At 69.0% G+C, this 23,280-nt stretch carries 25 protein-coding genes; 8 read left to right on the forward strand and 17 right to left on the reverse strand.

Features of this window, described 5'->3' with window-relative positions:
- Nucleotides 1-21: 21 nt before the first annotated feature.
- Nucleotides 22-1,014, reverse strand: a complete 993-nt coding sequence (locus tag ACWF0M_RS34820; protein WP_452240008.1) for a malate dehydrogenase — start codon at nt 1,012-1,014, stop codon at nt 22-24.
- Between the two features lie 192 nt (nt 1,015-1,206).
- Here ACWF0M_RS34820 and ACWF0M_RS34825 point away from each other — a divergent pair, with 192 nt between their 5' ends.
- Together ACWF0M_RS34825 and ACWF0M_RS34830 are read left to right on the forward strand one after the other, a co-directional pair.
- Nucleotides 1,207-2,337 (forward strand): glycerophosphodiester phosphodiesterase, encoded by a 1,131-nt coding sequence (locus ACWF0M_RS34825; protein WP_452240009.1) that lies wholly within the window; start codon nt 1,207-1,209, stop codon nt 2,335-2,337.
- Between the two features lie 18 nt (nt 2,338-2,355).
- Nucleotides 2,356-3,162, forward strand: coding sequence for a spermidine synthase (locus tag ACWF0M_RS34830; protein WP_452240010.1), 807 nt, complete (start codon nt 2,356-2,358; stop codon nt 3,160-3,162).
- On the opposite strand, the gene ACWF0M_RS34835 is transcribed toward ACWF0M_RS34830, so the two are convergent.
- Complete coding sequence (locus ACWF0M_RS34835) at nt 3,125-3,643, reverse strand: helix-turn-helix transcriptional regulator (RefSeq protein WP_452240011.1); 519 nt, start codon at nt 3,641-3,643, stop codon at nt 3,125-3,127. The two genes, ACWF0M_RS34830 and ACWF0M_RS34835, sit on opposite strands and share 38 nt — an antisense overlap.
- A 57-nt stretch (nt 3,644-3,700) precedes the next feature.
- Between ACWF0M_RS34835 and ACWF0M_RS34840 the strand changes: the two genes are divergently transcribed.
- Nucleotides 3,701-4,558, forward strand: a complete 858-nt coding sequence (locus ACWF0M_RS34840; RefSeq protein WP_452240012.1) for an MOSC domain-containing protein — start codon at nt 3,701-3,703, stop codon at nt 4,556-4,558.
- An 8-nt stretch (nt 4,559-4,566) separates the two neighbouring features.
- Here the strand turns inward: ACWF0M_RS34840 and ACWF0M_RS34845 are convergent, their stop codons facing one another.
- Together ACWF0M_RS34845 and ACWF0M_RS34850 are read right to left on the reverse strand one after the other, a co-directional pair.
- Complete coding sequence (locus tag ACWF0M_RS34845; RefSeq protein WP_452240013.1) at nt 4,567-5,037, reverse strand: lamin tail domain-containing protein; 471 nt, start codon at nt 5,035-5,037, stop codon at nt 4,567-4,569.
- Between the two features lie 112 nt (nt 5,038-5,149).
- Complete coding sequence (locus tag ACWF0M_RS34850) at nt 5,150-5,911, reverse strand: MBL fold metallo-hydrolase (protein WP_452240014.1); 762 nt, start codon at nt 5,909-5,911, stop codon at nt 5,150-5,152.
- An 82-nt stretch (nt 5,912-5,993) separates the two neighbouring features.
- Between ACWF0M_RS34850 and ACWF0M_RS34855 the strand changes: the two genes are divergently transcribed.
- Nucleotides 5,994-6,944 carry a GlxA family transcriptional regulator gene (locus ACWF0M_RS34855; protein WP_452240015.1) on the forward strand — a complete coding sequence of 317 codons (951 nt, stop codon included), beginning with the start codon at nt 5,994-5,996 and terminating at the stop codon, nt 6,942-6,944.
- Here ACWF0M_RS34855 and ACWF0M_RS34860 read toward each other — a convergent pair.
- The 7 genes from ACWF0M_RS34860 to ACWF0M_RS34890 all read right to left on the reverse strand — a co-directional run bounded on the left by ACWF0M_RS34860 (nt 6,923) and on the right by ACWF0M_RS34890 (nt 13,318).
- The gene (locus ACWF0M_RS34860) at nt 6,923-7,177 is read right to left on the reverse strand and encodes a hypothetical protein (protein WP_452240016.1); all 255 of its coding nucleotides are present in this window, start codon (nt 7,175-7,177) and stop codon (nt 6,923-6,925) included. The two genes, ACWF0M_RS34855 and ACWF0M_RS34860, sit on opposite strands and share 22 nt — an antisense overlap.
- 133 nt (nt 7,178-7,310) lie before the next feature.
- Complete coding sequence (locus tag ACWF0M_RS34865) at nt 7,311-8,075, reverse strand: hypothetical protein (protein ID WP_452240017.1); 765 nt, start codon at nt 8,073-8,075, stop codon at nt 7,311-7,313.
- On the reverse strand, nt 8,072-8,269 hold the full coding sequence (locus ACWF0M_RS34870; RefSeq protein WP_452240018.1) for a hypothetical protein: 198 nt from the start codon (nt 8,267-8,269) through the stop codon (nt 8,072-8,074). Before ACWF0M_RS34870 ends, ACWF0M_RS34865 begins: the two co-directional genes overlap by 4 nt.
- A gap of 1,091 nt (nt 8,270-9,360) precedes the next feature.
- Nucleotides 9,361-10,332: a CAP domain-containing protein gene (locus ACWF0M_RS34875; protein WP_452240019.1), complete on the reverse strand. Its 972-nt coding sequence runs from the start codon at nt 10,330-10,332 to the stop codon at nt 9,361-9,363.
- Nucleotides 10,333-10,519: 187 nt separating this feature from the next.
- Complete coding sequence (locus tag ACWF0M_RS34880; protein ID WP_452240020.1) at nt 10,520-11,326, reverse strand: CAP domain-containing protein; 807 nt, start codon at nt 11,324-11,326, stop codon at nt 10,520-10,522.
- Between the two features lie 89 nt (nt 11,327-11,415).
- Nucleotides 11,416-12,078 carry a GNAT family N-acetyltransferase gene (locus ACWF0M_RS34885; RefSeq protein WP_131285961.1) on the reverse strand — a complete coding sequence of 221 codons (663 nt, stop codon included), beginning with the start codon at nt 12,076-12,078 and terminating at the stop codon, nt 11,416-11,418.
- A gap of 109 nt (nt 12,079-12,187) precedes the next feature.
- The gene (locus ACWF0M_RS34890) at nt 12,188-13,318 is read right to left on the reverse strand and encodes a GNAT family N-acetyltransferase (RefSeq protein WP_452240021.1); all 1,131 of its coding nucleotides are present in this window, start codon (nt 13,316-13,318) and stop codon (nt 12,188-12,190) included.
- A 68-nt stretch (nt 13,319-13,386) separates the two neighbouring features.
- Here ACWF0M_RS34890 and ACWF0M_RS34895 point away from each other — a divergent pair, with 68 nt between their 5' ends.
- The gene (locus ACWF0M_RS34895) at nt 13,387-14,199 is read left to right on the forward strand and encodes a DeoR/GlpR family DNA-binding transcription regulator (RefSeq protein ID WP_452240022.1); all 813 of its coding nucleotides are present in this window, start codon (nt 13,387-13,389) and stop codon (nt 14,197-14,199) included.
- A gap of 25 nt (nt 14,200-14,224) precedes the next feature.
- Here the strand turns inward: ACWF0M_RS34895 and galK are convergent, their stop codons facing one another.
- Together galK and galT are read right to left on the reverse strand one after the other, a co-directional pair.
- Nucleotides 14,225-15,352 (reverse strand): galactokinase, encoded by a 1,128-nt coding sequence (gene galK / locus ACWF0M_RS34900; RefSeq protein WP_452240023.1) that lies wholly within the window; start codon nt 15,350-15,352, stop codon nt 14,225-14,227.
- Entirely contained in the window at nt 15,349-16,395 is a 1,047-nt protein-coding gene (galT, locus tag ACWF0M_RS34905; protein ID WP_452240024.1) for a galactose-1-phosphate uridylyltransferase, read from the reverse strand. Before galT ends, galK begins: the two co-directional genes overlap by 4 nt.
- 169 nt (nt 16,396-16,564) lie before the next feature.
- Here galT and ACWF0M_RS34910 point away from each other — a divergent pair, with 169 nt between their 5' ends.
- Nucleotides 16,565-17,887 (forward strand): hemolysin family protein, encoded by a 1,323-nt coding sequence (locus ACWF0M_RS34910; RefSeq protein ID WP_452240025.1) that lies wholly within the window; start codon nt 16,565-16,567, stop codon nt 17,885-17,887.
- Here ACWF0M_RS34910 and ACWF0M_RS34915 read toward each other — a convergent pair whose 3' ends face one another.
- The 3 genes from ACWF0M_RS34915 to ACWF0M_RS34925 all read right to left on the reverse strand — a co-directional run bounded on the left by ACWF0M_RS34915 (nt 17,888) and on the right by ACWF0M_RS34925 (nt 20,786).
- Nucleotides 17,888-19,180 (reverse strand): MFS transporter, encoded by a 1,293-nt coding sequence (locus tag ACWF0M_RS34915; RefSeq protein ID WP_452240026.1) that lies wholly within the window; start codon nt 19,178-19,180, stop codon nt 17,888-17,890.
- Between the two features lie 3 nt (nt 19,181-19,183).
- Nucleotides 19,184-19,780 carry an ArsR/SmtB family transcription factor gene (locus tag ACWF0M_RS34920; RefSeq protein ID WP_452240027.1) on the reverse strand — a complete coding sequence of 199 codons (597 nt, stop codon included), beginning with the start codon at nt 19,778-19,780 and terminating at the stop codon, nt 19,184-19,186.
- A gap of 169 nt (nt 19,781-19,949) precedes the next feature.
- Nucleotides 19,950-20,786, reverse strand: coding sequence for an alpha/beta fold hydrolase (locus tag ACWF0M_RS34925; RefSeq protein ID WP_452240028.1), 837 nt, complete (start codon nt 20,784-20,786; stop codon nt 19,950-19,952).
- Between the two features lie 94 nt (nt 20,787-20,880).
- Between ACWF0M_RS34925 and ACWF0M_RS34930 the strand changes: the two genes are divergently transcribed.
- On the forward strand, nt 20,881-21,264 hold the full coding sequence (locus tag ACWF0M_RS34930; protein ID WP_452240029.1) for a YciI family protein: 384 nt from the start codon (nt 20,881-20,883) through the stop codon (nt 21,262-21,264).
- Here the strand turns inward: ACWF0M_RS34930 and ACWF0M_RS34935 are convergent.
- On the reverse strand, nt 21,250-22,290 hold the full coding sequence (locus tag ACWF0M_RS34935; protein WP_452240030.1) for an N-acetylglucosamine kinase: 1,041 nt from the start codon (nt 22,288-22,290) through the stop codon (nt 21,250-21,252). The genes ACWF0M_RS34930 and ACWF0M_RS34935 overlap by 15 nt on opposite strands.
- Before the next feature lie 209 nt (nt 22,291-22,499).
- On the opposite strand from ACWF0M_RS34935, the gene ACWF0M_RS34940 reads away from it, so the two are divergent.
- Nucleotides 22,500-23,279, forward strand: a complete 780-nt coding sequence (locus ACWF0M_RS34940) for a sugar isomerase domain-containing protein (RefSeq protein WP_452240031.1) — start codon at nt 22,500-22,502, stop codon at nt 23,277-23,279.
- The last annotated feature ends 1 nt before the right edge of the window (nt 23,280 follow it).

Here is a 23,280-nt window from a genome sequence, read left to right on the forward strand (position 1 = left end):
GGCCGTTCTGGCGGGGTGTTGTCAGCCGATCAGGCCGAGGTCCTTGACGGCGGCGCGCTCCTCGCCGAGCTCGGCGGTCGAGGCGTCGATCTTGCCGCGGGAGAACTCGTTGATGTCCAGGCCCTGGACGATCTCCCAGTTGCCGTCCTTGGTGGTCACCGGGAACGACGAGATCAGGCCCTCCGGGACGTCGTACGAGCCGTCGGAGACGACCGCCATCGAGGCCCAGTCACCCTCGGCCGTGCCCTTCAGCCAGTCGCGGGTGTGGTCGATGGTGGCCGCCGCCGCGGAGGCCGCCGACGACGCGCCACGGGCCTCGATGATCGCGGCGCCGCGCTTCTGCACGGTCGGCAGGAAGTCGTTCTCCAGCCAGGCCTGGTCGTTGACGACCTCGGCCGCGTTCTTGCCGGCCACCTCGGCGTGGAAGATGTCCGGGTACTGGGTCGCGGAGTGGTTGCCCCAGATCGTCAGCTTCTTCAGGTCGGTGACGTGCGTGCCGGTCTTCTTCGCCAGCTGCGCCAGCGCCCGGTTGTGGTCCAGGCGGGTCAGCGCCGAGAACCGCTCGGCCGGGATGTCCGGCGCGTTGCTCTTCGCGATCAGTGCGTTGGTGTTCGCCGGGTTGCCGGTCACGGTGATCCGGATGTCGTCGGCGGCGTGGTCGTTCAGCGCCTTGCCCTGGACGGTGAAGATCGCGCCGTTCGCCTCCAGCAGGTCGCCCCGCTCCATCCCCTTGGTCCGCGGCCGCGCGCCCACCAGCAGCGCGACGTTGACCCCGTCGAAGACAACGTTCGGGTCGTCGCCGATCTCGATCCCGGCGAGCGTCGGGAACGCGCTGTCGTCGAGCTCCATCACGACGCCCTCGAGCGCCTTCAGGGCCGGTGTGATCTCCAGCAGCCGCAGCTCCACCGGCGTGTCCGGCCCGAGCAGCGCCCCGCTCGCGATCCGGAACAGCAGGCTGTACCCGATATTCCCTGCGGCCCCGGTAACGGCCACCTTCACCGGTGTAGTGCTCACGACTAGCTCCTAGCTCATCCGATTGTGTGTTTGGGACGCTAGCAAGCCAGGTGTCTCAGCCCAACGCTGGGGCACCACCGATTTGCTCACATCCCGGCGGATCGTTCACCGGGCCGTCATCCGCCGTACGACGAAGGGCTGCCGCCGTGCCCGAGGGTGGCGCTCAATCCCCTGGATTGTTAGGAGAACCTCATGAAGCTGCCTCGTCAGCTCGTCCCGGTCGCCGTCTCGGCGCTCGCCGTGACCGCCGCGGTGCTCGTCCCGCAGACCGTGCCGTCAGTGCAATCAGCGCAATCAGAGCAAACGGTGCAGGCGGACAAGCACGACGACTTCGTGATCGTCGGGCACCGCGGCGCGTCCGGGTACCGGCCCGAGCACACGCTGGCGTCGTACGAGCTGGCCGCCCGGATGGGCGCCGACTTCATCGAGCCGGACCTGGTCACCACGAAGGACCGGGTGCTGGTCACCCGGCACGAGCCGGAGATCAGCGGTACGACGGACGTCGCGAACCACCCGGAGTTCGCGGACCGCAAGAAGACCAAGATGCTCGACGGTGTCGCCACCACCGGCTGGTTCACCGAGGACTTCACGCTGGCCGAGCTGAAGACGCTGCGCGCGGTCGAGCGGATCCCGGCGATCCGGCAGCACAACACGGTGTTCAACGGGCACTACCAGATCCCGACCTTCCAGGAAGTGATCGACCTCAGCAAGCGGCTCTCCAAGGAGCTCGGCCGGCCGATCGGCATCTACCCGGAGACCAAGCACCCGACGTACTTCCGCCAGCAGGGTCTCGCGCTCGAGCCGGAGCTGGTGCGGACCCTGAACCGCAACGACCTCAACCGTCCGGGCGCGAAGGTGTTCGTGCAGTCCTTCGAGGTCGCCAACCTGAAGGCGCTGCACCAGGAGCTTCGCGTCCCGCTGGTGCAGCTGACCAGCTCGGCCGGTGCGCCGTACGACTTCGTGGTCTCCGGTGACAAGCGCACGTACGCCGACATCGTCAGCGCCCAGGGCCTTCGCGAGGTCGCGACGTACGCCGATGGCGTCGGGCCGAGCAAGGACCAGGTGATCCCGCTCGACGCGGCCGGCAAGCTCGGCCAGCCGACCGCACTGGTCGCCGACGCGCACCGGGCCGGCCTGGTCGTGCATCCGTACACGTTCCGGGTCGAGAACAACTTCCTCCCGGCCGACTTCGACAGCGACGCGGTGCCGTCGGACTCGGGCAACCTGTTCGGCGAGATCGCGGCGTACCGCAAGGCCGGGATCGACGGGCTGTTCACCGACAACACCGACGTGGCGGTGGCCGAGGAGAAGGAAGCTCGCTAGAGCTGAAAAGATGGTGCCGTGGAGCGGCGGACCGGGTCGGGGATGGCGAGTGTCGAGGCGCAGGCGGACGGGACGTTCGTGCTGCGGGTCGACGGCTCGCCGCAGTCGCAGGTCGATCTGGCCGACCCGGGGAACCTGTCGTTCGAGTACATGCGCCGGATCGGTGACGTCGTGGACGCGATCGCGCCACGGCGTCAGCCGGTCGCGGTGGCGCATGTCGGCGGCGCCGCGCTGAGCCTGCCGCGGTACGTCGCCGTGACGCGGCCGCGGTCCCGGCAGATCGTGCTCGAACCGGACGAGGACCTGACCGAGTTCGTCCGCGAGGCGCTGCCGTTGCCGAAGCGGTCCGGGATCAAGGTCCGTCCGGTCACCGGGCGGGCGGGCATCACCGAGTTGTACGACGACTCGATGGACCTGGTGATCCTGGACGCGTTCGAGCACGAGGCGGTGCCGGCGAATCTGGTGACGGCCGAGTTCTTCGCGGAGTGTGCTCGCGTGCTGCGACCCACCGGCGTACTGATCGCGAACCTGATCGACGGGAAGGCCGGCCTGCCGTTCATCCGGCGTACGGCGGCGACCGTGGGCGACGTGATCGGCGCGGGTGTCGTCCTCGCGGAGCGGAAGATCCTGCGGGGCAAGGGGTTCGGGAACGTCATCATGGTGGCGTCACCGCAGCCTTTGCCCGACCTGACGGATGCGGGCAGGCGGGCGCAACCGCCGTACGACGTGATGCCGTTGCAGGAGCTCGCCGGGAAAGCGGTGCCCCTGACCGACGCGGAAGGCTTCGTCACGCCGCGGGCGCCGGCCTCAGTCTTCCGGAGCTGAGACGTTCTACGGCTTCGGCGACCGCAGCGCGCTCGGCCGGTGTGGCGCCGATCGTGCGGACGAGGTGATCGAGTCGGTCCTGGCCGGGGAGCCTGGTGCCTTGGAGCCATGCCTGGATCGTCGCTCGCGGGATCCCGGTCTCGTGCGCCAGCGCTCGCAAGGATCGCGGCCGCGCTAGCGCCGCTAGCGCGACTCCGAGGTCTTCGAGGTTCGACGCGTTCTCCAAGAGGCCGACGATGTCGCGCGGGTCGCGACTCGCGTGCTGCCATCGCCGGTGCCAGACCGGGAGCAGATCCGTCGGCACTCCGCACCCGGTCAGATACGCGGCCGCCACATCCCAGGTCGGGACATGCTCGCCGCTGGTCGCGCGGATCAGATGTGCGTGCGAGTAGTGCGCGCGATCCGCCAATTGACGGTAGCTCAGACCCGCCTGACGACGTACCCATTCCAAGGCGACGGCGAAAGCTGCGACGTTCTCCACGTGTTCAAACATAACTCAACATGTTTCAACAGAGCAAGGCCGGTTAGGCTGGTGCCTGTGTCTGTCGCAAAGGTTGCCGCCCTGGCCTACTACCCGGTGAAAGGCCTCGCCGGGATCCCCGTCGAGTGCGCCGACGTCGGACCGACCGGTCTGCTGAACGACCGCCTGTTCATGCTCGTCCAGCCCGACGGGACGTTCCTCAGCCAACGCAAGCTGCCCGCCATGGCTACGCTGCGTGCTTCGTTGGCGGGTGACGCGCTTCAGCTGTCCGCGCCCGGCGCCCCGGACCTCGAGATCGAGATCCGGTACGACGGGAAGCGGCGTGACGTCAGCCTTTTCGAGAAGTGGTTCGGGCAGGGCGTGGTGCAGGATCCGGCCGCGGACGAGTGGTTCACCGCGCGCCTCGGTGCGCCGGCGGCCCTGGTTCGGGTGACGCCCGAGCACGAGCGGCCCGGGTGGGGCGCGCATCGCGGGCTGACCGGGTACGGCGACGCGCACGCGTTGATGATCACGTCGCAGTCGTCACTCGACGGGCTGAACGCACGCATCCTCGAGCACGGCGGCAGCGCGATCCCGATGAACCGCTTCCGCCCGAACCTGGTCGTCTCCGGGTGGGACGAGCCGCACACCGAGGACAAGGTGCTCCGGATGACCGCAGGCGCGGTCGAGATCGGGTACTCCGCGCGCGGGATCCGGTGCGCGGTGCCGACCGTGGATCAGGCGACCGGCGCCAAGTCCGGGCCGGAACCGACCCGGACGCTGGCGACGTACCGGCGTGAACCCGCCTACGGCGGCGGGGTCAGCTTCGGCGTCAAGGGCGCAGTGCTTGCCCCTGGCAACATTCGGGTCGGCGACGAAATCACCGTCTCCGAATGGATCCCAGACGGCACCGACCCCGGGCCCGACGGACGGTAGCAGGTGCGCTAGCAGGCGACCCGGTAGCGGCCGGTGACGGCCTTGTAGGTGCAGGTGTCGAACGTCTTGCCGGCCGGGGTCTGGAAGCGGGCGGTGTCGCCGGTGTTGTTCCAGATGTACCAGCTCTGGTTCCAGTACAGCGTGAGTGCGCGGTTGCGGTTCTTGCCGGTCCGGACGATCACGGTCGACCGGCCCGGCAGGACGTAGCCGCGCGGGAACACGAACAGGTGGTTGGCCACGTCCAGAACCCGGAACCCGGACAGGTTGATCGGCCGCGAGCTGAGGTTGCGCACCGTGAAGAACTCGTTGTTCAGCTGGGCGTTGGTGCGGACATCCGCACCCGGCGGGTCGTACTGGATACCGCCCAGGACGACGGTGATCGCCGCATCGGCCGGCAGTGGTGCGAGGGCCGCCGTACCGGCCAGCACCACGGCGGCCGTGGCAGCGGAAAAGAGCGCGCGAAAGCGTCGTGCGAACAAAGGAATGACCCCCTAGGCAGTGGGCCGAACTCCCCCCGGCCCGATGAATACGAACTGCCGGTTCCCCCCGGCGCACGCACGCTATCCGTCACGCTCCGTGCTCGTCAAGCCCTCAATCAAGGCTCGTCGCGACGCCGTGCTCGAGCAGCCTGACCCGATCCTCCAGTCCGGCGTCACGGAACGCAGCGACGAACTGCTCTGGGCCCTCGCTGAAATGGGTCCAGCCCTCGGTGTGGACGGGGACGATCGTCGCATGATCCAGGATTCGCGCGGCCTCGACCGCGTCCGCCGACGTAAGGGTCAGGTTGGCGTTGTCGAGCAGCCCGGTCCGTGCCGCTCCGGCGAAGAGTACGGCGACGTCGATCGGCGCGAACCGGTCCGCGATCTCCTTCACCAGGCCGAGCGACGCGTTGTCACCCGAGACGTAGACCGTCGGGAGTCCCTCGCCCTGCAGGATGAATCCGGTGACGAAACCGACCACCGCCTCGGCGCCTTCCGGGCCGTGCAGTGCGGGTACGCCGGTCACCGTGATGACGCCGCCGTCCGGGCGGGGCAGGTCGATCGACTCCCAGTTCTTCAGCCCGCGGACGCCGGGGATGCGGACGGCCGCGCCGGGGGTCGACAGGACGGTCGGGATGGACGGCAGCAGCGCGCGGCCCGCGTCGTCGAGGTTGTCCTTGTGCTCGTCGTGCGAGACCAGGGCGACGTCGATCGGGCCGAGCTCCGCGGCCGGGATCGCCGGGCCGGTCAGCTTGGTCATCACCCGACCCGGGAGTTGGTAGTCGCGGGGCTCGTCGAACGCCGGGTCGATCAGGAACGTGAGGCCGCCGAGGTCCAGGACGGCGGTCGGGCCGCCGATGTGCGTGATCTTCATGAGGACGATCCTCCGGCCTCGCGGACCGTCTCACCATTGGCCCGCGAGTCACAGTTCCTGAAGATCGGGCCATACTGTGTCCATGCGTACTGTCGCGGTCTTCGCGTATCCCGGGATGAGCCCGTTCCACCTGTCCGTGCCGTGCCTGGTGCTCGGCGAACGCCGCGGGCTGCCGGACCGGTACGACGTACTCGTCTGTGCAGAGGAGCCGGGATCGTTCGCCACCAGCGCCGGCTTCGGGATCACGGTTGACCACGGGCTCGAGGCGATGGAGCGGGCCGATGTCGTGGTGCTGCCGAGCTGGGAGCCCGGTTTGGTCGCGTCCGACGTACTGCTGGACGCGATCCGGCGGGCGCATGCGCGGGGCGCGACCGTGGTCGGGTTGTGCGTCGGGGCGTTCCTGGTCGCGGAGAGCGGGATCGCCGAGGGACGTGAGGTGGTGACGCACTGGCGGTTCGCCGACGAGCTGCGGTCGCGGTACCCATCGTTGAACGTGCGGGCGGACGTCCTGTGGTCGGATCAGGGGGACCTCGTCACGTCGGCCGGTACGGCGGCCTCGCTGGACTGCTGCCTGCATCTCGTCCGCACGCATCACGGGGTCGAGATGGCGGAACAGGTCGCTCGGGACATCGTGGTGGCGCCGCATCGGAGCGGATCGCAGGCGCAGTACATCCCGGTGCCGGTGCCGCCCGACCCTGCCGACGACGTGATCGAGAAGGCGATGGTGTGGGCGCGGGCACGGCTCGACCAGCCGGTGTCGCTCGACGAATGGGCGGGAGCGGTGGCGATGTCACGACGTACGTTCACCCGGCAGTTCCGGGCGCGGACCGGGAGCTCGGGACAGGCCTGGTTGTTGCGGCAGCGGCTGGACCGGGCGCGGTTGTTGCTGGAGACAACGGACCTGTCGGTTGAGAGGGTGGCGACGGAGAGCGGGTTCGGGAGCAGCGACGCGCTCCGGCACCACTTCCACGGGTTGCTCGGTACGACGCCGCAGCGGCACCGGCAGGAGTTCTACAGCACGAGCAGGATGTAGATCACCGGCGCGGCGAACGTGACGAGCAGGATCCAGGCCATCATCCGGTGCGCAGGCTTACCGCGATCGAGCGACGACGCGAAGTAGAGCACCGCGCCTTCCTCGGTGTGCCGGCTCAACCCCATCCGCCTGGCCTCCTCGGGCCGCGGATCCGGCCGCTCCTCGGCCAGCGCATCCGGATGAATCCCGAAATGCGCCGGCTCCTCCCGATCCACCTCATCACGCTCAAACATCCAACCTCCCGCAGGGTGGACCAGGTCCTCACTCCCATGGTCGCACTGCCCGAACCGCCACGCAGGCATAAACCCCATTTCGAGCGGCCCAAGGGCCCGCCCGAGGGGGTTATGCCTGCGTCCAGCTCCGCACCTACGAGAAGTTAGCCACCCACGCGTACCGCTTGGCCGAACCGCAGATCAGCGGGCACAGAATGCCGGTGCTGTGGTCGGCCGACTTCATGCCTACCCCCAGCGTTGTGCGACCACAGTCGAGGACCGTGCTCTTGTACCTGTTCATCAGCTGGTTGTAGGCCTGCTGCGCGGTCATGCCGTCACCACCGGCACCGACCTGCGAGCCCGAGCCGCTGTTCAAGCTGTCACCGGACTTGGCGCGGCCGTCTGCTGTCGCCTCGGCGCTGTTGGTGAGGCTCGGGTCTTCCTTCAGGCGGGCGCAACCGTTGTTCACCCGGGCGTTGTCGATCAGGTCGAACAGTTGCTGCTCGTTCGAGTCCATGCCGCCGTCGACCGGGGGTGGCGGGGTTGTCGTGGTCTCGGTCGGTGTGGGGGTGGGGACTGTGCGGCCCGGCGTGGTTGGTGCCGTGGTGGGCTGTGTCGTCGGGGCCGAGGTCGGCGCGCTTGTCGGGATCTTTGTGGAGGACTTGGTGGGGGTGTCCGTCGGTGTGTCGGTCGGTGTGTTCGTCGGAGTGTTCGAGGGGGTTGCCGACGGGGTGTTGGTCGGGGTGGCCGTGGGGGTCGCCGTTGGCGGGACGGTGACTCGGGCCGACGGGGTCGCGACGGCTGCCTTGGTGGTCGGCGTGATGTAGGTGTCGTCGGTGCGGGTGACGATCGGGATGGATGCGTCGGCCTCGTCGTTCTGCGGCTGGTGCAGCAGGATCCACGAGATCGGCGTGATCACCAGCAGGACAGAAGCAATAGCAATCGCCGTACGACGACCGCGAGCAGACCGCCCCGCCGCCGCCGACCGAGCCGCAGTACGCCGCCCCGGCCCGTTACCGCCACCCCCAGAACCGCCGGACCCAGAACCGCCGGACCCGGGCCGACCTGGCCCAGAAGCCCCACGCCCACCGGCACCAGCAGCAGCAGCAACATGCTCGGCCCCACCAACCTCAGACCCAGCACCGGCAGCAGACGTGCTTGCGCCGGACGTGCCCCCAGCGGAGGTGCTTGCGCTGGATGCGTCTGCGCTGGATCCACTGAGGCTGAACGCGGTTGCGGCTGCTCCGGCGCCGAACGCGGGTGCGTCGGCTGCTCCGATGCCGAACGCGGGTGCGTCGGCTCCTGTGGTTGCTGCTTCGGGCCGTGCAGTTGAACGGCGGGCGGTGGTTGTGGCTAGGTCTTCTGCGGCTGAGCGGGTGGTGCTCGCGCGTGCCGCGAGGCCCGAGGCAGGTGTCTCCGTGGCACTCGTGGGGGCGCTGCCTAGGGAGGCCCAGTCGTCGGCGGCTCGGCGGGAGGACCAGGTGCCGGCGGTTTCACCGAGGGGGGCCGGGGTTTCCGCAGGGGTTTCCGTGCGGGCGGCTCGGCGGGCCCGGGTCGGGGGTTCGGGGTCTGTGCCCGCGATCGACTGGTCGACCCACGACGGCGTACCACCAGCAGGCCGCCGGTTCCCGAGACCCGCGGCCGGCTCCTCGGCGGGTCGAATGGGCAGGCCGGATTCGGTGTCGGGTGCGGTGTAGCTGGGCAGGGCGCCGCGCGGAGCGTACTGGGGTGTGGCGGGACGCGACTGGTTGCCACCGGCCCAGAACGGGGACTCGCTGGACGTCGCGCCCTTCGGCGCGCTGGCCCAGAACGGTGACTCGTCGCTGGTCCGCGGCGCGTAGCGCGGCGGTTCGGGTGGTGCGGGCGGGGTGGTTTCCGCGGGCGGCGGAGTGGGCCGGTTGCCGGAACGCGACGAACGGGAGGCCGCTCGGGTCGCTTTCCTGCGTGGTTTGTACCGGCCGTTGCCGGACTCGGACATTATTTCGTTGTTCCCTTCAAAGTCGCGCCCCCAAGACGTGCCTCGCCAGATCGAGACGCCTCACACGTCGTCTCACCGGAGCCCCCCAGGAACGTCCGGCAACTTGACAAGGACGGATCTACCCGCCGCGACCGGCCGTGAATCGGCCGGACATTGTGGCCCTGGAACAACGTTCTGGCCACTCTCGGTGTTCTGGAGACGATGACAACCACGATGGCTACCCGGCTCAGCTTCTGCCGAAGTCCTGGACCCAGCTGCCCGGTCCCCAGTCCGACCGCACCTGGCCGGGGTCGTACCCGATGCCGATCGTGGTGAACCGGCAGTTCAGGATGTTCTTGCGGTGCCCGTCGCTCTGCATCCAGGCGGCGACCACCTTCTGCGCGCTGTCGTAGCCGGCCGCGATGTTTTCGCCCCAGCTCGACCCGCGGTACCCGGCGGCCGCCATCCGGTCGCCTGGGTCCTGTCCGTCGGGATTCGTGTGGTCCATGTAGTGCCGGCGGACCATGTCGGACGCGTGCTTGCCGGCGGCCTCGACGAGTGCACTGTCCAGCCGGAGCGGGCCGCAGCCCTGCTGTTCACGGATCTGGTTGGTGTACTCGAGGACCTGCCGCTCCTGCGTGTTCGTCCCGCCGCCACCGGTCGGTGGCTGCGTGGTCTCGCTCGGCGTCGGGTCGGTCGACCGGGTCTTGGTCGGCGTACGGGTCGGTGTCCGCGTCGGCGTCGTACTCGCGGTCTTCGTCGGCTTGCCGGTCTGCGTCGGCGTACGGCGTGGCGCTGTCGGCGGCACCGTCACGGTGGTCACGCCGACCGTCGGTGTGGTGAGCACGTTGCTTGGCGTATCGCTCGACGCACCCGGGCTGGCCGGCGTCGCGGAAGTGGATGCGGCCGCGCCGAATGCCGGCGTACCGAGGACCGCCGTGGTCGTGCGGCCGTTCGGCAAGGTCTTCGTGATGGTGATCAGCGGGGTGCCGGCTGTCGTACCTTCGACCGCCGATCCGCCGTCGACGCGAGTGTTCTGGTTGACGTACTGCACGTCGGTGGCGTCGACCTTCGTGGTGTCGCGAGACATCAACCAGACCACCGGTCCGATCGCGACCAGGACCGAGAGCGCGCTGACGAGCGGCGCGACGAGGCCACGGCTCCGCCGGGGAGCTCGTCTACTGCCGCGGTGCCGCCGGGGGGAGGGCGAATCCGTCATGGGATGGGCGAATCCTCTTCGTTTTTTCGTCGTACCGAATGCGCGTCGTTCCCCGTGGTCCAGCCAGGTCCCCCCTGGTCTCACCGAACAGCGACCTTAACCGACGTGCAAGGTCATCGTTACGGAGGCGACTGCCCTCTTAACGAATCCTGAAGAAAACGATTGACTGAACGCCGCGGTAACCCGGTCAGCCGCCGAAGTCCTGCACCCAGCTGCCGTTGCCCCAGTCGGGCTTCACCTGGCCGCTGTCGTACCCGATGCCGATCATCGTGTAGCTGCAGTTGAGGATGTTCGCGCGGTGCCCCGGGCTGTTCATCCAGCCCTTCACGACCGAGGCCGCGCTCGTGTAGCCGACGGCAATGTTCTCAGCCATCGCGCCGCCCCGGAACCCGGCCGCCTTCATCCGGTCGAACGGGCTGCGGCCGTCCAGGCTGTCGTGCGCGAAGTAGTGCTGCGCGACCATGTCGGCGGCATGCGCCTCGGCTGCCTGCACCAGCGACTTGTTGGTCCGCAACGGTCCGCAGCCGGCCTTCGCTCGCTCCTGGTTGGTCAGGTCGAGGACCTGCGCCTCAGCCGGTCCACTGGTCGGCCTCGAGGTCTTCGTCGTCTTGGTCGGCGTCTTGGTCGGCGTCGGTGTTGGCGTCGGGGTCGCGGAGTGGCTCGGCTTCGGCGAGGACGTCGACGTGCTGGGCTTGGGAGTCCGCGTGCTGCCCCGGCTCGGCGCCGACGTCGTCCGCGTGGGCTTCGGCGTCACACTCGTCGCCGTGCGGCCAGGCGTGTACGACGGACTTGCCGGATGGACCGGTGTGGTCGCCGACGCGTCGTCGCTCGCGGTGGCCAGCGACGTGATCGGCCCCGACTGGCTCGTCACCTTGCCGCTGTCCGACTGACGCAGTACGAACCACCCGATGCCGGCCACCAGTACGAGAGCCGACAGAGAAGCGATGAGGGGACCGGCCACACCGTTGCCGGCGGACCGTCTGTGGTTCGTCATGATGTGCAGCCTTGCCCAGGGCAGCGCTTGCCCACGCGTGCAGCCGGCAGCCCTTCACGAACCTTTGACTATCACGGGCGTTTCAAACGTCAGCGTGAACGAGCGATGACGATGTCCGCGATCACCTTCCAGCCCAGGCTCCGGTACAGCCGCAGGCCGTCGATCGACGCGATCAGGATGCCGCGTTTCGCACCCTTCGCCGCGGCCGCCTCGACCAGCGAGGCCATCACGGCACTGCCGAGTCCGCGCCGGCGGTGGGCCGGGTCGGTCTCGATCCGGTCCGCGACCGCGTCCTCGCCGACGACCGCCATCCGGCCGCTCGACACCACTCCGCCGTGCATCGTGGCGCGGGTGATGATCAGGTCGTCCTCGAGTTCGGTGTGCAACGTATATCGCTCGTGCAGCTTCAGTGCCGGCTGCTCCGAGAGCTGGATGGTCATCAGCCAGTCCTGGTCCTGCTGGACCTCGAGGCCGAGCTCCTCCAGTTGCTCGATCCTGGCTTCCTTGTCGTCGGTGGCCAGCGTGATCCACCCCGAGCCGCGCCCGCCGCCGTCGGCGAGGGCCAGCTGGGCGGCGCGTTCCACCCGTTCCGGTTTGTCGTCGGCATCCAGTACGACGTACTCCGTCGGCCGGCTCTCCTCACCTGCCCGGACGATCAGGATGCCGTCGTTGTCGTCCTCAACCGTGGTCCAGCCCCGCGAGACGGACCACCCGGCCTGCCAACGGCGGACGAGTTCCTCACGATCTCTCACCCGTCGATTCAAGCAGCCCGGCAGCGCGACGGCGAGGGGAACCGGTGTCGTCTGTCACCAACTCGCCGTAAACCACTGCCTGCAGCCGGTCACCAGGGCCGCTGAGAAGTCAGTCGGCGAGGTGTTCGGTGGCGAGCAGATCGTAGGTGAGGAGGTTGTCGTACGTGCCGTCGCGGCGGGGGTCGGCGAGGCGCTCATTGGCGACCCGCGTGAAGCCGTTGGCCTCGGCAACGTGCGCGGACGCCGCGTTCACGTCGGCGCACTTGAGCACCAGCCGGCGCCGGCCCAGACCGCCGTCCTCGACCGGCCGGAACGCGTGCCCGATCACCAGCTGGACCGCGGTCGACATCACCTTGCGGCCGCGCGCGTCGGGGTGCATCCAGTACCCGATCTCGCCGATCGTGTTGTCGATCCGGTGGTTCAGGCCGAAGATGCTGACGTTGCCGAGCAGCTCGTCGGTGACCGCGTCGGCGACCGCCCAGGTGACCGCGTCACCGCTCGCCGAGGCGCCCGGCCGACTCGCGATGAACCCCTTGGCGTCGTCGATTCCGTACGGCGACGGCATGCCCGTCAGCCACTGCTGCGTCCGCTCGTCGGCGCATGACTCCATCACCCGTTGCGCGTCCGACGCACGCAGCTCCCGCAGCCGGATCGAGCCCCCTTCGAGCACGGGAACCCGCCACCAGTTGCCCTTCGGCTCGAGCTCGTCGTCGCGTCCGATCGACGCGACCCACTCGTCCTTCCGTACGCGGCGCGACCGCCCACCGCCCGGAATCGTCACCAGGCCACGGAATCCCGTCTTCCACGCGACGCGGCGACTCGCGTAGTTGCCGACGAACGCGCGCCAGATCACGCGCTTCCAGTCGAGGACGTCGAACGCGTACCGCACCGCCAGCTTCAGCGCGCGTGTCATCACCCCGTTGCCGCGGACGTCGGCCGACACCGCGAACCCGACCTCGCCGACACCGCCCTCGCCGTCGTGGAGGTCGACGGTGCCGACGTACTTCCCGTCGTACTCGATCGCCCAGGCCCATGCAGTGTTCGCGCGCCAGCCGGCCGGGACCACCTCGGTGAGGAAGTTCACCGCGTGCTCGTGCAGGTACGGGACCGGGATCGTGGTCCATTCCTGCATCACCGGGTCCTGGCACATCCGGTACGCCGTATCGACGTCGTCGGCCGTGTGCGCACGCAGGGTCACCACGCCGTCGGTCAGCACCGGGACGTCCTCGGGAAATCGCATGCTTCAGGGTGACGCGCTGCCACCGGCCGGGCAACACATTTCCGTGCTACGGAGACTATTCTGTGGACGTGAACGCAGCCGGAGCAGAAGCGCCCCGCGGCCGCGGCGGCCAGCTCGCCGCCCAGCGGCAGGCCACGATCGTTGCCGAGGTCAACAGCCGGGGCGCGATCACGGTGGCCGAACTGGTCGACCGGTTCGGGGTCTCGGACATGACGATCCGGCGCGACCTGGACGCCCTGGACTCCAGCGGTCTGCTGCACAAGGTGCACGGCGGCGCGACCTCGGTCGGCCTGCGCAGCGCCCACGAGCCGGGCTTCGACGCCAAGCTGACCCAGGAGTCCGCCGCCAAGCAGGCGATCGCGGCCGAGGCCGCCACCCGGGTGCAACCGGACAGCGCGATCGGCATCGGCGCGGGTACGACGACGTACGCGCTGGCTCGTCAGCTGTTGCGTGTCGAGAACTTGACGGTTGTCACGAACTCGGCGCGGATCGCCGACGTGTTCCACGGCAACGGGCGCTCGGACCGCACCGTCGTACTGATCGGCGGCATCCGGACGCCGTCGGACGCGCTGGTCGGCCCGATCGCGACGGCTGCGCTGGCGTCGCTGCACCTGGACCTGCTGTTCCTGGGTGCGCATGGCGTCGACGCCGAGCACGGGTTGAGCACGCCGAACCTGATGGAGGCCGAGACCAACCGGTCGTTCATCGCCGCGAGTCGTGAGGTGGTCGTGGTCGCGGACCACACCAAGTGGGGGACCGTCGGCCTGAGCACGTTCGCGACCTGGTCCGACCTGGACGTGATCGTCACCGACAACGGCCTGACCACCGCCGCCCGCAAGGCCATGCGCGACACCGGCTGCGAACTCGTCATCGCTTCCTGAAACCCCGCTGATCCGCGGCGTGGGCTCAGCTGACGCGCGACGCGCCGGCTGACGGTGTTGCGGCGAGTGAGCTCGGTGCCGAGAAACCGCGTTCCGCAAACGCTTTCTCGATCGCGGACAGCACGGCGTCGGCAGCCGATCCCTCCACCAGCGCGATGATGCAACCGCCGAAGCCGCCGCCGGTCATCCGGGCACCGAGCGCGCCCGCCTCCAGCGCGGTGTCGACGGCGACGTCGAGCTCCGGCACGGTGATCTCGAAGTCGTCGCGCAGCGAGGCATGCGACGCGGTGAACAGCGGACCCACCTCGCGGAGCTTGCCGGCGCGCATCAAGGCGACCGCGTCCTCGACCCGGCGGATCTCGGTCACCACGTGCCGCACACGCCGCCGTACGACGTCGTCCGACAACCGCGCGAGCGCGTCGTCGAGGTCCTCGAAGGCGATCGAACGCAGAGCCGGTACGCCGAGCTCGGCTGCTGCCTGCTCGCAGCTCTTCCGGCGCGCGGCGTACTCGCCGTCGACGTGCCGGTGCGGTGCCTTCACGTCGACGACCAGCAACGCGAGCTCATCGGCCGGCGGGTCGAACGGGATCTGGTCGGTGGACATCGCGCGGATGTCGAAGAACAGCGCATGACCCTCGGTGCAGCACATCGAGGCCATCTGGTCCATGAGTCCGACCGGCGCACCGACGTACTGGTTCTCGGCCTTCTGCGCGAGCCGCGCGATCTCGGCCGGGTCGGCCTCGAGGCCGCGCAGACCCAGCAGGGCCACGGAGGTCGCGCACAGCAGCGCGGCCGACGACGACAGGCCGGCACCGGACGGGAGGTCCGACTCGACCAGCAGGTTCGCGCCGCCGATCGGGTAGCCGGACTCCCGCAGGATCCAGGCCGCACCGGCCGGGTACGCCGCCCAGTCGCCGACCGAGCCCGGAGCCAGCTCGTCGATCGCGAACTCGATGACGCCGCGCTGCCCGCTCGACGCGACGGCGATCCGGCCGTCGTCCCGCTTCGAGGCGGTGACCAGGATGCGGTTCGGCAGCGCGATCGGGAGTACGAGGCCGTCGTTGTAGTCGGTGTGCTCGCCGATCAGGTTGACCCGGCCCGGAGCGCGCCAACTGCCGTCGGGCGACGTACCGAAAACGTCCTGAAAGCTCACGAGCCCACCTTCCGCAGGGTCTCGGCCACGTCCTCGGGCCGGGTGTCGCTGATGAACGCGCCCATACCGGACTCCGAGCCGGCCAGGTACTTGATCTTGTCCTTGGCCCGCCGGATCGACAACAACTCCAGGTGCAGGTAACCGAGCTCGCGGTCGATCCGGACCGGGGCCTGGTGCCAGGCGGCGATGTACGGCAGTGGCTCGCCGTACAGGCCGTCGAGGCGGCTGAGGACGTCGAGGTACAGCTCGGCGAAGTCGTCGCGCTCGCCGACCGACAGCTCGTCGATGCCGCCGACCTGCCGGTGCGGGTACAGGTGCACCTCGACCGGCCAGCGCGCGGCCTCCGGGACGAACGCGGTCCAGTTGCCGTTCTCGGCGACGACCCGCGTGCCCTCCTTGCGTTCCGCGGCCAGGACATCGGCGAACAAGTTGCTACCGGCAACTTCCTGGTGCTTGCGGGCCTGCCGCAGCAGGTTCTGCATCCGCGGCGGGATGAACGGGTAGGCGTAGATCTGGCCGTGCGGGTGGCTGAGCGTGACGCCGATCTCGCGGCCGCGGTTCTCGAACGGGAAGACCAGTTCGACGTCGTCGCGGCCGCCGAGCTCGGCGGTCCGGTCGGCCCAGGTGTCGACGACCAGCCGGGCCTGGCCCTGGGACAGATCGGTGAAGGACCGGTTGTGGTCGCTGGTGAAGCACACCACCTCGGTCCGGCCCGGGCCGGCGAAGGACGGGAACCGGTTCTCGAAGACGGCGACGTTGTAGTCGTGGTCCGGGATCTCGGTCGGGTTGCCCGGCTTGCTCGCGCACAGCGGGCACTGGTCGGCCGGCGGCAGGTACGTCCGGGTGTTGCGGTGGGTGGCGTAGGTGATCACGTCGCCGGTGAGCGGATCGGTGCGCAGCTCGACCTGCGGCTGCGGCGCGGGCAGGCCGCGGGTGTCCGCGAGCGGCACCCGGGCCGGCGCGTCGGCCGGGTCGTAGTAGATCAGCTCGCGGCCGTCCGACAGTCTGGTGTCGGTACGGCGTACACCGCGCGGTGTGTTCATCGTGTGACCCTCCCGGCCGTACGACGCGTCCGGCCACGAATCATCATAAACCGACAAACTCGAACACGCACGACGGGCCACGGACATGCCCTAGGCTTGGTCGATGGACGACTACGCCCAACGCCCGCCCTCTCGGTCGTCGACGAGAGGGCGCTAGGAAACCCGACCCATGAACGACACCCTGCTCAATATCGTCCTGATTCTGGTCTTCGTGCTGATCGGCGGGGTCTTCGCCGCGGCCGAGATGGCCCTGGTCTCGCTCCGGGAGAGTCAGCTCAAGGCGCTCTCGCACCGCGGCCGGCGCGGCGAGATCGTCGCCAAGGTGGCCGCCAACCCGAACCGGTTCCTGTCCGCCGTGCAGATCGGCGTGACCCTGATGGGCTTCCTGTCCGCCGCGTTCGGTGGCGCGACACTCGCCGACGGCCTCTCCCCGCACCTGCAGAAGCTCGGGCTGCCCGAGGGTGTCGCCGGCACCGTTGCGCTGGTGCTGATCACGATCCTGATCTCGTACGTCTCGATCGTGTTCGGCGAGCTCGCGGCCAAGCGGCTCGCGCTGCAGCGGGCCGAGACGTTCGCGCTCGGACTGGCGCCCCTGGTCGACCGGATCGCGTCCGGCGCGCGGCCGGTGATCTGGCTGTTGTCGAGGTCCACCGACCTGGTGGTGCGCGCGCTCGGCGGCGACCCGAACGCGAACCGCGAGGTGATGAGTGACGAGGAGCTGCGCGACGTCATCTCCGCGCACGAGTCGCTCGGTGAGGAAGAGCGCAAGATCGTCGACGACGTCTTCGAGGCCGGCAGTCGCCAGCTGCGCGAGCTGATGCTGCCGCGCACCGAGGTGGATTTCGTCGACGCGGAAATGCCGGCGTACAAGGCGGTCAAGTTCGCCGCCGAGCGGCCGCACTCGCGGTACCCGGTGATGAACGGCTCGGCCGACGACATCGTCGGCTTCGTGCACGTCCGCGACCTGTTCGACCCGGCGGTCGCGACCCGCTCGGTGCGGGTCGGCGACCTGGCGCGCGAGGTCCTGATGCTGCCGGACACCGCGAAACTGCTGCCGACGCTGACCGAGATGCGCCGCCGCAGCACGCACCTCGCGATCGTCCTCGACGAGTACGGCGGCACCGCCGGCATCGTCACGCTCGAGGACCTGGTCGAGGAACTGATCGGCGACATCAAGGACGAGTACGACGAGGAGGCGGCCGAGACGACCCGGCTACGCAGCGGCGACATCGAGGTCGACGGGCTGCTGAACCTGGACGACTTCGCCGACGCGACCACGATCGAGCTCCCCGACGGACCCTACGAAACCGTCGGCGGGTTCCTCGCCGCCCGGCTCGGGAAGGTTCCGTCGACCGGTGACGAGGTCCCGATCGACGCCCACACCCTGACCGTCACCGAGATGGACGGCCGCCGCGTCGCCCGCGTCCGCCTGCACCTGGTCAACCCGTCGGAGCAGGCTCCGGCCGAGGAACCCGAACCCGCCGCCGACTGATCATCCAACGCTTACGTCCGAAGAAGTGTGGCCTATGGCCCTCGGTTCTTCGGACGTAACGGGTTCTGGCATGACGTGACGGTGGGCGAGGACGACCAGCCCGCCGACGACGTACCCGAGGCCCTGGAAGACGAGGATCGGGATGATGCCGACGGCGTCGCCGAGCAGGCCGCCCGCGGCGATGCCGAGCAGGACCGCGACGCTTTCGGCAGCGCCGACCGCGCCGTAGATGCGGCCGCGGGTGCCGTCGACCGTGAGGTTCTGGAACACCGTCATCATCCCGGCGATGGTGAGCGCGCCGGGCAGGCCGACGACGATCATGCAGACGAACGCCGGGATCACGCTGGTCGACGCCAACGGGTAGAGGAACAGGGCGATGTCGATCAGGCCGAACGCGAACGCGCCGATGCCCCACAGCGTCGCGGCCGGCCAGCGGGAGCCGATCGCGGCGGCGACCAGGCCGCCGACGATCCCGCCGATCGCCTGCGAGGACACGATCAGGCCGTACACCTTCCCGTCGCCGCCGATCTCGGCGCTCACGAACGGCGCGAACAGCGTGCTCATGATCCCTTCACCGACCCCGGTGACCAGGCAGAACACGAAGAACAGCCGCATCGCAGGACCCAAGACGCACAGCCGCAGCCCATCGGTCCACTCCTCCTTCAGCCGCTTGATCGCACCGCCCGCGGTCTCTTCCTTGGTTTCGGGTCGTTCCTGACGGTGCCGCATCGCGGCGACCAGGACGACTGCGATCAGGAAGGTCGCGGCATCGCCGACGGCGAGCAGGGTGAGTCCGCCGACGGCCGCGAGCACACCGCCGAGCGCGGCGCCGACGAGGCGGGCGAGGTCGCGGATCTGGCTGTTCAGTGCGTTCGCGGTCACCAGTTGCTCGGAGTTCACGAGGAGCGGGACCAGCGATTGCTCGGCCGGCGTGAAGAACTGCTGCAGACAGCTCTGTGCCAGTACGACGGCGTACACGATCCAGATTGTGCTGGCGTCGTGGACGGCGATCAGTGGGATGAGTACGACGGCGTTCAGCACGTTCGTCACGATCATCGTGGTGCGCTGGTTCCACCGGTCAACGAAGACGCCGGCCAGCGAGCCGAGCAGTACGGCCGGGAGGAACGAGGCGAGTAGCAGCCCGCCGGAGGCCAGGGTCGAGCCGGTCAGTACGTACACCTGGAACGCGAGCCCGGTGCGCAGCAACCAGTCGCCGGTCAGCGAGATCAGGCCGGCGCTGAGCATCAGCCGATAGTCACGCTGCCGCGCGAGGACGCCCCACAAGTCCTTCATTTGCTACTCCTCCGGCTCCGGCGTGATGGTGACGATCTGGGTGAACGAGACATGCCGGCTCCCCGACGGGCGCGTGGACTTGTCGTCGATGGGCCGCTCGTCGATCCAGCGCTGCAACAGCGCGTCAACCTGGGTGACCAGCTCGGCGAGCTCGTCGGCGGTGAGGTAGAACCCGCTCTGCCCGATGCCGGAGTTGTCCCGCCAGACCGGGTCCTCGCTGGTTCGCTGCTGCTGCCATCGGCTGAGGGAGTCGAGCGCTCGCTCGGCCAGCAACTGCTCGAGTACGTCGGCCGCGGCCGCACCTTCCGGGGTCGCGGCCGCATCTCGCCATGACTGCGACGTGGACACCAGACGCCACGGCCGCTCCCGGTTGTCCTTGCCCGGCGCCGGCTCCACGAAGTCGTACTTCGCCAACTGCCGCAGGTGATGCGACGCCAACGCCTGGCTGATCCCCAACCGCCGCGCCGCATCGGCCGCCGTCAGCGGCCCCTCTCGCCCCAGCAGCGACTGCAGATCCAGCCGCACCGGGTGCGCCATCGCCCGGATAGCCAGCGGATCATCGAGCAATCGAGCCCGCCGCGAATCCTTCTCCAAAGACATGCTTGGAATATGCAGCAGCCTGAATTCGATGTCAAGCCATTGCTTGGAATGTTGGGCGATGTGCAGCTGGACAGGAGGTATCAGGCGGATGGGTAGTGCACCTGAGCGTGGCGGTGGTTGGTGCGTACGGTGTCTCGGGGTGCTCTACCTGTCGAGAGCGCGCATCTGTTCAGCCGGTTCGGTCGCGGATCCATTCGAGGGCGGGCTCGGCGTGGGCGAGGATCGAGATGTGGCTGAGGCCGGGGCGCAGGGCGAGCTCGGCGGTGGGGACGTGGGCGGCGAGCCAGTCCGCGTGAGAGCTGGGGATAATGCGGTCGGCGGTGCCGTGGAGCAGGAGGGTGGGGGCGGTGATCGTGGCCGGGTCGCAGCCCCACGGGACGACGTACGAGCAGTCGTCGTCGACGGCGCCGTCGGGGCCGTTGGGCATGGCCTTGTCGCCGGCGACCGAGCCGAGCCAGCCCCATTCGCCGTCGAACATCGCGACGTCGGACTCGGTGAACTCCGGGTCGTACTCGACTGCCTCGTTGCGCAGTCGAGCCGCCCGACCCGTCGCGGCAGCCTCCAGTGAGGCGCGGCCGGACGCGATCATGTCGTCGTACCAGTCGAGGCCTTCAACGCCGTACGGCGCGATTGCGGCGAAGGTGGCGACTGCCTCGACTCGCTCGCCGAGGACTGCGGCGGAGCCGAGTGCGTACGAGCCGCCGCCCGAGTAGCCCATCAGCGCGCAGGTGTCGATCCCGAGTTGGTCCAGGAGCGCGGTCAGGTCGGCCGCGACCGACGCCATCGTGCGGCCCGGTGCCGCGGTCGAACCGCCGTACCCGGGCCGGTCGAACGAGACCCACCGGATGCCGAGCCACTCACCCGCCTCGAACAGCGGCGCCGGCGGCGTCCCCAGGTTCGGCGTGCCGTGGTGCCAGACGACCGTCAGCCGCCCGTCGTCGCCAGGCGCGCTGTCGTACGCGTGCAGGACTCGCCCGTCGGCTGTCCGGATGTCGATCTCGTCCATGCCGTTCACCATAAAACGGCGAAATGTCGAGTGCTGCCGGATGCCTCCGACCTCTGCTGCGAAGATCCAGTACCTGCCCGAAAGGACACCGGACATGAAGTACCTGCTGATGATTCACAGCAACCCGATCACCTGGGGTCACCCGTCGTTCCTGCACACCGAGGAGGGCAAGGCCCTGCCGAAGAAGGCTCGGGACGCGCTCGCCGCGCAGCTCGACAACCTGCTGACCGACCTCGACGCCAGCGGTGAACTGATCACCGCCGTCCCCCTCGACCCACCGGCGAAGACCCGCGTCGTCCGGGTCCGCGAAGGCGTCCGAGCAACCACCGACGGCCCGTACTCCGAGGCCAAGGAGCAACTGGCCGGCGTCTTCCTCATCGACGTAGCCAGCCAGGAACGAGCCGAAGAAGTAGCCGCCACCATCCCAGAAGCAGGCTTCTACGCAGTAGAAGTCCGCCCAGTCTCAGTGTTCGACTAGGCGTTGGTGGTTTTGGGTGGTGGCCAAGGCGGGGTCGAGGGTGCCTAGGGCCAGCCAGGTGGCGCCTCCGACTCCGTCTCGGGCGGTGAGGACGTCGCCGGCAAAGTATTGACGGATCAGCCGGCCGACGGGTGAGGATTCACCGGCGACGCTGCCGGCGAGCACCATTGGGCCTTTGTCCGACGTTGTCTTCAGGCGGGCGGCGGTTTCTGTGAGCAATTCGGCTGCGCGTTTCACCAGGGCCCGCGCGGTCTCGTCGTCCTGTGCGTACGCCGCCATGACCGCCGGCGCCAGTTCCGCGAGCAACACCGGTGGCCGGCTGTTGACGGTCCTTACCAGATCATCACGCAATGCGTCGTATCCTTCACGGTGTGCAACTGCATGCTCGTCCCGATCGGGCAGGATTGTTTGTACGACGGCCTGCCCGAGCAGCCCGAGTGGCTCGCGGAGATCGAGCGCCTGCAGCACACTGCGCACTGCCTCCCGGCCGAGCCAGAAGCCGGAGCCGTCGTCGCCGAGCAGCCAGCCGTGTCCGCCCGCGGTGCGCAGCAGTTGATGATTGCGCACCAGGCCGGCGTTGCTGCCGGTGCCGGCGATCAGCACGGTTCCGTCCGGTTCCGGCGTACCTGAGGCGAAAGCGACCTCGAGATCGCCGATGTAGTCGGGGGCAACGATGAGGCCGGCGCCGGTCCAGGCGGCCTCGAACTGCGCAGCCACGTCGGGCCGCGCGAGCGCCACGCCGCCGGCCATCCCGACCACTCCGGCCTTGACGGCCGTCGGGTCGAGCTCGGACAGCGCGGCGTGAAGGGCCTGCCCGAAGTTGGCCGCCGCGCTTGCGGGATGACTGGTCGGATTCCCTCCCGCTGCGGCGCCGCGACCGACTACGTTGCCCTCAGAGTCCGCGATCACGATCCGGGTGGACGTGCCGCCGAGGTCGCCGCCGAGGACCAGTGGTCCGGCAGGTATCAGGACCACCGAGTCGACAGGTGCGGCGTCAACGTTCGGAAGTGGGCGTTCGACCGACATACGCAATGCTCCAAACTGCTCGAAAGAGCCTTTAAGTAAGCACAAGGAAACAAGGTTACGCAACGGTCCCGATCTGGGGAGATCACACGGATGAGCCTTGACTTTAGCTACGAGTTGAGAAAAGTTCTGTCCAGCAAACCGCAAACTTGCGCATTTGTCGGCACTTGGAGTGTCGCTGGCGAGCAGATTAGTCGAGGGGTGGGCCGTTGATGGCCAGCAGTAACACGGGGGAATCCACTGGCGTGAGCGCGCAGGCGTATGTTCAAACGCTGATGCCGATCCTGGCCGCCGTCACCACCCAGATCGACGGGCCGATCCAGCAGGCCGCGGACCTGATGGCCACCTCGCTGCGCGCGAACGGCGTCATCCAGGCCTTCGGCTCCGGGCACTCCGAGGCCCTCGCGATGGAGATCGCCGGAAGGGCCGGCGGACTGATCGCGTCCAACCGGATCGCGCTGCGCGACCTGGTGCTGCTCGGTGGCGAGCCGCCGGAACTGCTGCGCAGTGCGGAGCTCGAGCGCGACCCGGCGTACTCCCGCAAGCTCTACGAGCTGTCCGCGGCCCGCGAGGGCGACCTGTTCGTGATCGCCTCGAACTCCGGTGTGAACGGCTCGATCGTCGAACTCGCGAGTGTGGTCAAGGAGCACGGTCACCCGCTGATCGCGATCACCTCGCTGCAGCACACCGGCGGCATGGACTCGCGGCACCCGTCCGGCAAGAAGCTGATCGACTTCGCGGACGTGGTGCTCGACAACCAGGCGCCGTACGGCGACTCCGTGCTCGACCTGCCCGACGGCGGCAAGGTCTGCGCCGTGTCCTCCATCACCGCGGCCCTGATCGCGCAGATGCTGGTGGCCGAGGTACTGCGCCGGCTGACGGAGGCCGGCGAGACGCCGCCGGTCTACTTGTCCGCGAACATTCCGGGCGGCGACGAACACAACCACGCCCTTGAAGCAAAGTACGCCGGTCGTATCCGGCGTACTGCGTGAA

The sequence above is a fragment of the Kribbella sp. NPDC055110 genome (assembly GCF_053607525.1).

Coding starts and splice junctions, on each gene's coding strand:
- ACWF0M_RS34825 (WP_452240009.1), top strand. CDS start 1,207: ATGAAGCTGCCTCGTCAGCTCGTCCCGGTCGCCGTCTCGGCGCTCGCC.
- ACWF0M_RS34850 (WP_452240014.1), bottom strand. CDS start 5,911: ATGAAGATCACGCACATCGGCGGCCCGACCGCCGTCCTGGACCTCGGC.
- ACWF0M_RS34855 (WP_452240015.1), top strand. CDS start 5,994: ATGCGTACTGTCGCGGTCTTCGCGTATCCCGGGATGAGCCCGTTCCAC.
- ACWF0M_RS34860 (WP_452240016.1), bottom strand. CDS start 7,177: ATGTTTGAGCGTGATGAGGTGGATCGGGAGGAGCCGGCGCATTTCGGG.
- ACWF0M_RS34870 (WP_452240018.1), bottom strand. CDS start 8,269: ATGTTGCTGCTGCTGCTGGTGCCGGTGGGCGTGGGGCTTCTGGGCCAG.
- ACWF0M_RS34875 (WP_452240019.1), bottom strand. CDS start 10,332: ATGACGGATTCGCCCTCCCCCCGGCGGCACCGCGGCAGTAGACGAGCT.
- ACWF0M_RS34880 (WP_452240020.1), bottom strand. CDS start 11,326: ATGACGAACCACAGACGGTCCGCCGGCAACGGTGTGGCCGGTCCCCTC.
- ACWF0M_RS34890 (WP_452240021.1), bottom strand. CDS start 13,318: ATGCGATTTCCCGAGGACGTCCCGGTGCTGACCGACGGCGTGGTGACC.
- galT (WP_452240024.1), bottom strand. CDS start 16,395: ATGAACACACCGCGCGGTGTACGCCGTACCGACACCAGACTGTCGGAC.
- ACWF0M_RS34910 (WP_452240025.1), top strand. CDS start 16,565: ATGAACGACACCCTGCTCAATATCGTCCTGATTCTGGTCTTCGTGCTG.
- ACWF0M_RS34915 (WP_452240026.1), bottom strand. CDS start 19,180: ATGAAGGACTTGTGGGGCGTCCTCGCGCGGCAGCGTGACTATCGGCTG.
- ACWF0M_RS34920 (WP_452240027.1), bottom strand. CDS start 19,780: ATGTCTTTGGAGAAGGATTCGCGGCGGGCTCGATTGCTCGATGATCCG.
- ACWF0M_RS34925 (WP_452240028.1), bottom strand. CDS start 20,786: ATGGACGAGATCGACATCCGGACAGCCGACGGGCGAGTCCTGCACGCG.
- ACWF0M_RS34930 (WP_452240029.1), top strand. CDS start 20,881: ATGAAGTACCTGCTGATGATTCACAGCAACCCGATCACCTGGGGTCAC.
- ACWF0M_RS34935 (WP_452240030.1), bottom strand. CDS start 22,290: ATGTCGGTCGAACGCCCACTTCCGAACGTTGACGCCGCACCTGTCGAC.
- ACWF0M_RS34940 (WP_452240031.1), top strand. CDS start 22,500: ATGGCCAGCAGTAACACGGGGGAATCCACTGGCGTGAGCGCGCAGGCG.